The sequence below is a fragment of the Streptomyces sp. NPDC057543 genome, assembly GCF_042801895.1.
In the GTDB taxonomy this organism is placed as follows: Bacteria; Actinomycetota; Actinomycetes; order Streptomycetales; family Streptomycetaceae; genus Streptomyces.
The window spans coordinates 1-7,018 of record NZ_JBHVFF010000368.1; the positions used below are offsets into that span (position 1 = coordinate 1).

General features: G+C 68.7%; 4 protein-coding genes and 3 pseudogenes. 3 read left to right on the forward strand and 4 right to left on the reverse strand.

Annotated elements, in window-relative coordinates:
- From ACFU8Q_RS37185 to ACFU8Q_RS37195, 3 genes and pseudogenes are all read right to left on the reverse strand, one after another.
- Nucleotides 1-123, reverse strand: a pseudogene (locus tag ACFU8Q_RS37185) (transposase); the annotation flags it as partial.
- 155 nt (nt 124-278) lie between these two features.
- Nucleotides 279-425 (reverse strand): annotated as a pseudogene (locus tag ACFU8Q_RS37190) (GNAT family N-acetyltransferase); the annotation flags it as partial.
- Between the two features lie 18 nt (nt 426-443).
- Nucleotides 444-1,385, reverse strand: coding sequence for a sugar phosphate isomerase/epimerase family protein (locus ACFU8Q_RS37195; protein WP_384463287.1), 942 nt, complete (start codon nt 1,383-1,385; stop codon nt 444-446).
- A gap of 181 nt (nt 1,386-1,566) precedes the next feature.
- On the opposite strand from ACFU8Q_RS37195, the pseudogene ACFU8Q_RS37200 reads away from it, so the two are divergent.
- From ACFU8Q_RS37200 to ACFU8Q_RS37210, 3 genes and pseudogenes are all read left to right on the forward strand, one after another.
- A pseudogene (locus ACFU8Q_RS37200) lies at nt 1,567-2,408 on the forward strand (IS5 family transposase).
- Nucleotides 2,409-3,267: 859 nt separating this feature from the next.
- The gene (locus ACFU8Q_RS37205; RefSeq protein WP_384463289.1) at nt 3,268-4,548 is read left to right on the forward strand and encodes a hypothetical protein; all 1,281 of its coding nucleotides are present in this window, start codon (nt 3,268-3,270) and stop codon (nt 4,546-4,548) included.
- A gap of 340 nt (nt 4,549-4,888) precedes the next feature.
- Nucleotides 4,889-5,047 carry a hypothetical protein gene (locus ACFU8Q_RS37210; protein ID WP_384463292.1) on the forward strand — a complete coding sequence of 53 codons (159 nt, stop codon included), beginning with the start codon at nt 4,889-4,891 and terminating at the stop codon, nt 5,045-5,047.
- 394 nt (nt 5,048-5,441) lie between these two features.
- Here ACFU8Q_RS37210 and ACFU8Q_RS37215 read toward each other — a convergent pair.
- The coding region (locus ACFU8Q_RS37215) for a BTAD domain-containing putative transcriptional regulator (RefSeq protein WP_384463295.1) at nt 5,442-7,018 on the reverse strand (1,577 nt) is incomplete at its 5' end.

Sequence of the window (7,018 nt, forward strand, 5' to 3'; positions counted from 1 at the left end):
GCGGTCCTCGGCGTTGTAGATCTCCTGCAGCGCCTTCTTCGCGCCGGGCTGGGCCGATTTCGGCAGGGAGTTGATCACGTTCCGGGCTTTGTGAACCCAGCACCTTTGATATCTGGCCTGCGGAATGGGCGGCCCGGAGGGCGGCCGCCACGGCAGGCGCCTAGCGCGTCCACAGCGCCAACGAAATGTTGCGATTCTCGGCCGCCCTGTAGGGCGACCGCCACCACGCCGTTGCCGTCGACGTAGGCTCACAGGCTGATGATGCGATCCTCGGCCGTATGACGGCGATGTTCCCGGCGCACGCCCATCGGTTCGAGCAACCCGGGCCTACCCGGACCGGCCGACCACACCGCCAACGCCACCACCGCGTTGCCCTGGTCGTCGTACGCGACCAGGCACCGGGCGTCGGCGTACGGCAATCCGGCATCCACGAGGCATTTGTGTCAGGATCTCTGAACGACCCCGCCGGGGCCATGGCCATTGCCCGCGGGGCCCACGCGGATCGTGCGGAAGTAGTCGTAGGACACGTGGGCGGTGCGGACCGGATCGGGCTGCTGGTCCCTCTCGATGATGTAGTGGTGATGGGGCAGCTGCCGCAGGTTGGCGAAGATCCCCGCGAAGTCGATCTCGCCCTCTCCCAGGTCGGTCTCGACGCTGTTCCGCGGTGCGCCGTCCTTGACGTGGAGCATCGGGAACCGCTTCTCGAACGACCTGAGGTAGGGGGCCGGGTCCGCACCTGCCCGCAGGATCCAGTAGAGGTCCATCTCGAACCAGACCAGATCCGGGTCGGTCTCCTCCAGCCACACGTCGAAGAGAGTCTGCCCGGACTGCGGATCCGCGTGGAACTCGTTGTCGTGCAGGTGGGCATACCAGCGCAGCCCTCGGGCCCGGGCGGCCTCGCCCCACTGGTTCATCTCCCGCGCCATCGCACGGTAGCCCTGGGCGGTCTGGGCGCCGTCCATGTAGGAGACGCCGACATACTCCTGTCCGAGCGCCACCGCGTTGTCGAAGGTCTGCTGCGCCCGGGCGCCCCGGAAGTCGCCGGGGTTGTGGTGACTGCCGATCACCCGCAGTTCGTTCGCATCGGCGATCCTGCGGAACTGCTCGGCGCTGCGCCCGCCGTAGGTGTAGGCCGGCTCGATCTCGGCGTAGCCCGCGTCGGCGATCATCTCGAGTGTGCCCTCGGGATCGACGGCGAGCATGTCGCGCACCGAGTAAAGCTGGAGACCGATGCGGCCTGCCGGAACCCGTCTGCCCGCGCCTCCGGGGGCCGGTGCTGCCAGCGCCGGCCAGGCCTGCGATCCGGCGGCCAGAACGGCGGCGGAGACCGCTGCTCCACGGAAGAATTGACGGCGACTGTGCGACTTTCCTTGAGTGGAGTTCATCTTTGTCCCTCTCTCGGTGAAAGTTGAGAGGATGCTATGGACACATCAACTGCTCGCACAAGGTCTCTGACATCGATCGCTCTTAGAGCTCACGCAGATAGGCCGTAGAGCGCTCCGGGTAGTAGTACAGGCACAGGCATCCTGGAGATCACGAAGCTGCGACGCTCTGTGATTCCTGGGAATGCCTGTACTGCCGTCATGGCTGACCGACCCACTCTGGGACCAATTCTCGGCACTCCTGCCGAAGCGACCGGTCTACGCTCCAGACCATCCACTGGGCTGCCACCGCCCGCGGATCAGCAATCGGATCATCTTTGACAAGCTGCTCCAACTCCTGCGGTTTGGTTGCTCCTACGAAGCCATAGCCGACTCGACCTGCTCGGCCACCACGATCCGCAACCGCCGTGACGAGTGGATCCGACTCGGTATCTTCAGCCGGCTCAAGCAGATCGCCCTGCGGGCGTACGACCGGATCGTCGGCCTCGTGCTCGACCAGATGGCCATCGACGGATCGATCACCAAAGCGCCCGGAGGCGGGGAAGCTGCCGGGCGATCACCGTCGATCGAGGCAAACAAGGCTTGAAACGCTCTGGCATGACGGATGGTTACGGAATGCCTCTGGGTCGCGTCCTGGCCGGCGCGAACCGCCACGACTCCACGCTTCTTGCCCCGACGCTGGAGCTTCTCGACGGCCTCGGGCCCTTGCCTGGCTACATCACGGTGCACTTGGACGCCGGCTACGACTTGGCCACGACGCGTACCACCCTCAGCGAACGCGGCCTCCACGGCCAGATAGCCCACAAGGGCGAGAAGGCGCCCATCCAGGTCACCCGGCGCTGGCACATCGAACGCACTCACGCCTGGCAGAACGCCTTCCACCGGCTTGCGCGTTGCTACGAACGCCGAACCAACGTCATCAACGCCTACTTCGACCTCGTCGACACCATCATCACCGTACGTAGCCTTATGCGCCGCGCCTGGACCACTCATCGCTGGGACAGCCGCACCGTCCGCCGACCCTGACCCCAGTCACAACACCGCCACGTACACTCCAGGGACCTGCCTCAGCAACCGCTCCTAGGTTCCTTTGGCCGGCTACAGCCGTGTGTCACGGGTAGACCGTCTTCCATTTCCCGAATCGTTCCGGCAGGTCACACCCGTGCACGCGCCTGTACACATGCGGACACCCGGGCGCTTGATCAATTGCCGCGCGGACTCACTCACCAGAGGCAGTCCCACGGGACATCTCCTCGCTCTGACTTTCCGCGAGTTGGCCGTCTACCGCTTCTCCGAGGCGCGGCGATCGCCGTCGTACTGGTGAAGGAAGCGGCGGACGTGATGCATCGGCACCCTCAACGCCCGGACGCCACGCGCTGGGCACCGGCGGTGGACGTCGTCCGACCGCCACCGCGCCAGGCGTAGTTGATGAACCGAAGAAGTACTGGAGCTGTCTTCCGACACGCGGCACCTCACATTCCCGATCACGCGCGATTGGTCCAATTTTGGGTCTCTAATGGCGTCTGAAAGTTTTTGCCCCGTCAGGTGTCCTGCTCCGCTCCCCGTTCTCCCGGGGATTCGGCGGGATCATTTGTGAGGAGAGGTGTATCCACAGATGAGCGCTCATGTTCGTGGACATAGTGATCCCCCGTTGTACCGCGTCGGCCGTAAGTGGCCCGCTGCCGTGCCCAGCGCGACTGACAGCAGGGCCACCTCGGCCCGCGTTCCCGTTCCGGCCGGCCCGGCGGGCTCCGGCAGGAGACGTTGGGGGCGGCGCTTCGAAACAACCGCGGCGGTGTGCACACTGCTGTCCGGGTATGCGCTGGTGGCCGTGGCTGCAACACCCGTAGCCGCCGCTCCGGCGGAAGCGCTTGCGGCGGCCCCGGTGAGTCAGACCTTCAGTTTCACCGGCGCGCCGCAGTCGTACACCGTCCCGGCGGGGGCATTGGTGACGATCACCGCGGATGGTGCCGGCGGCACGGACAATACTGGCACCAACTGTGCCGCCTTTACCGGGACGGGCGGGCCCGGGGCGCGGGTCGTCACCACGCTGCCGCCCACCGTCTCCTCGACCACCTACACCGTCAACGTCGGCGGCACAGGCAGCAACAGCGGCAACAGCTGCCCAGGCACTGGCGGCGCCGGCGGGTTCAACGGGGGCGGTGCCGGCGGCAGCACCGACTCCTCGGGCAGCGGAGGCCCCGGAGGGGGCGGGGCGTCCGGTGTCAACGTAGGCACCGGCCTGCTCGTTGTGGCGGGTGGTGGCGGTGCCGCAGGCGGCCCTGGATTGAACGAAACCAGCGGGGACGGGGGCAAGGGTGGGACGCCGAACGCCACCGCTGGTACCGCGGGACAATCCAGCGGTGACGGCAGTAACGGTGGGGGAGGTGGTGGCGGTGGCAGTACCAGCGCCAACACCGTCGGTGCCGGTGGTTCTCTCGGCCTCGACAGCGGCTGTACGGCCACAGCGGGCATGCAGGGGGGAAGCTTCTCCGGCAGCATTGTCGGCACCGGAGGTGCTGGAGGCGGCAACTTCGGCTGCATCGGCGGAGGCGGCAGTAGCGTGGGGGCCGGCGGGGGCGGCGGGGCCGGTTACTACGCCGGCGGAGGCGGCGGCAGCGACGCCAACCTCGGCGGATTCTCCGGTGGGGGTGGAGGAGGCGGTGGTAGTAGCTTCGCCACCCCATCAGGCAGCGGGACCAACTACACCACCTCCGTGATCGGCACAGCCAATCACAACGGCCAGGTGATCATCTCCTACACCGTAGTCACGCCCTCTCTGACCGTCGCCAAGACCCACACCAAGCACTTCACCCAAGGCAAGGACGGCGTCTACACCATCACCGTGCGCAACAACGGATCTGGCCCAACCGACGGCACCACGGCTACCGTCCATGACACCCTCCCCGCAGGACTCAGGGCTGACAGCATCACCGGTACGGGATGGACCTGCAGCCGCACCACCCTCACCTGCACCCGCAGCGACGTCCTCCCCGCCGGGAGCAGCTACCCGCCCATCACCCTGAAGGTCGACGTCTCCTGCAGGGCCCACGCACACGTCACCAACACCGCCACCGTCACCGGAGGGGGCGACACGACCGCCCACACCGCCACCGACCGCACCAAGATCAGGCATAACAAGCATTGCCACAACGAACACTGGTGACAGCCTCGCGCCGGTAGCGTCACTGTTGCCGGTCATCGACGGCCTTCTCGCACGGCTTTCCCCGCTCCAGTACGGCCACATCAGCTTCCTGGGCCGGCACGCGCCCACCCGACCTTGGGCAGATACCCCCTGCGAGTGCGAAGGCCCCGGCCGTCCCGTGATGGGTTGGTCCCGGAGTGCATCCGGTCAGCCATCCTGGCGGTACAGGCACGGGGCCTGTTGATCACAGAGCGTCATAGCTCCTTGATCACCAGGCCCCGCGCCTGTTCTACTGCCAGGGCAGCTCCACGCGCCTTATCCGCGTGAGTACTTAGTACGCGGCTGGATCCGGCAGGCCGAGGTGGACGCCGGCGAGCGTGACGACCGGCTGACCACCGACGAGCGAGCGGGACTCGCGCCGCTGCGCAAGGAGAACGCCCAGCTCAAGCGGGCGAACGAGGTTCTGCGGACGTCCTCGGGATTTTTTGCGGCGCAACTCGACCCGACCCGGCCCAGGTGATCGAGCTCCTTACCGAGCATCGAGCCCCGGGAGTCGAGTGCGTACTTCGGGAACTGCACATCGCCGCGCGTGGACGACCTAACCTACGCGCCCGCCTCGGGCCGGTACGTGCGCATGCAAGGCATCAAGCGCACGTCGTCCTTCGGCTGTTCGCTCCGGCGATTCGAGGTCCGGGCCGCGAGCCCGGAGTCGAACCGGGGCTGCCGTGCGACGCGTCCCCTTTTTCTCCGTGACGACCGCGGGATTGCTCATACGCCCCGCCCCTTCTCAACGAGCCTGGCGAGACGAGCACTTGGCCGGGAGATGGTCGCGGTCCGGGCGACCGACGTTCGGTGCGGGCCAGGGCCGGGCGCGGGAGGCAAACCGTACGCCTGCGGGCTTCTCGCCCGGGCCGTCACGCCGTGGGGAAGGGGACGGGGTGGACATCGATCTCGTGCATGCGCTTGGCGTAGTCCCGGTAGCGGCGGCGGGCTTCGCCGCGCCGGCCCGCCGCGGAGAGTGCGGCGATCAGTCCGAGGTGGGCCGACTCGTCGTAGCCGTCCTCGCCGATCAGGCGCAGGTACCAGCCGGCTGCCGCGTCGTAGCGGTCCAGCCGCAGGCAGCGGCGGGCGAGGGTACGGACGACGTCGCGGTGCAGCTCGGCGAAGGCCGCGCGCGGGCGTTCGCTCCACTCCCCGGTGAGCTCGCCGTCGTCGCCGAAGTCGCCGGTGTACATGCCGACGACCACTTCCAGGCGCGCCACCATGTCGACGCCGGCCGCCGTGTCCCGGTTGCCCTCGATCGCGGCGTTCGCCGCGATGGCCGCACGGGCCGCGTCGTGGAACCGGACCGTGTCGAGGACGACGTGCCCCGTGTTGAGCCGCACGCTGGAGGGATCGGTGACCAGAAAGCGGTTGGCCGGATGCCGCCGCGCCGGGTCGAGGACCGCGCGAACCGTCGAAATCAGCACCGAAAGACGGCGGTTGGCCACCTCCGAAGGTGCCTGCGGCCACAACAGGGCGGCGAGCGCGTTCCGGGTGACCGGTCTTCCCAGCTGACCCGCCAGCACCTTGACGAGCTCACGGGCCTTCCGCGACTGCCATCCGGCCGGGGGGACGGGGGTTCCGGAGAGCAGTACCGCCAAGTGGCCCAGGGTCTGCACGGCAACCTCGGGGACCGGCGGCGGACCGATCGCCGCCAGCGGCCCGGCGATGTGCCAGACGTCGTCGCACACCCCCAGCCGGTGCAGCCGCTGCCAGGCGACGTCCTCGGACAGCCGGTCGCCTGCGTGGCGCGCCCGCAGCAGTGCGTTGGTGGCCAGTGCCACCTCGTTGCCCGTGTCGGCCCAGACCGCGGCCGCCTCCACCAGCCCGGCGGCACGGCGTGCGGTAGGGCGCCCCGGCATCGCGGCCGAATCAAACCGGTATGCGGCGAGCGCGGCGAGTTCCATCGCCTCGGCCAGCCCGGCCGGGTCGCGGCGGCGGCCGGCCTCCGAGCGGACGTCTGCGGCGTACTGGGCGGCCGAGGCGGTGTCTCCGCTGCACAGTGCGACCCAGCCCGCGGCCAACTCGCCGGTGACCGGCCCGGCGGCGCTCGGAAGCGTGAGGGACAACTCCGCGTACCGCGCCGCCTCGCCCGGATCGTCGGCGTAGCAGGTACGCGCCAGCCCCGCCCATGCTTGCGCCACGACCTGGGCGTTGCCATCCGGCTCGGCCATCGCCACGGCCTCGCGGTAGGTCGCCGTCGCCTGCCAGGCGGAGCCCCGGGTCAGGTGCACCCGGGCGATCATCAGCAGTCCGAACGCGGCCAGCGGTGAGCCCTCCCGCTGCCACAGGGTGAGCGCACGATCGGCGTCGGTGCGGGCGGCGTTGAGATCGCTGAGCCCCAGCCAGGCCTCGGCGCGGTTGTGCAGGGCCAGTGCGAGCAGCGTCTGCTGGGGGGCGCCCTCACCGAGGCGGATAGCCTCGGTGAGGGCGTCGACCGCCTCGCGCA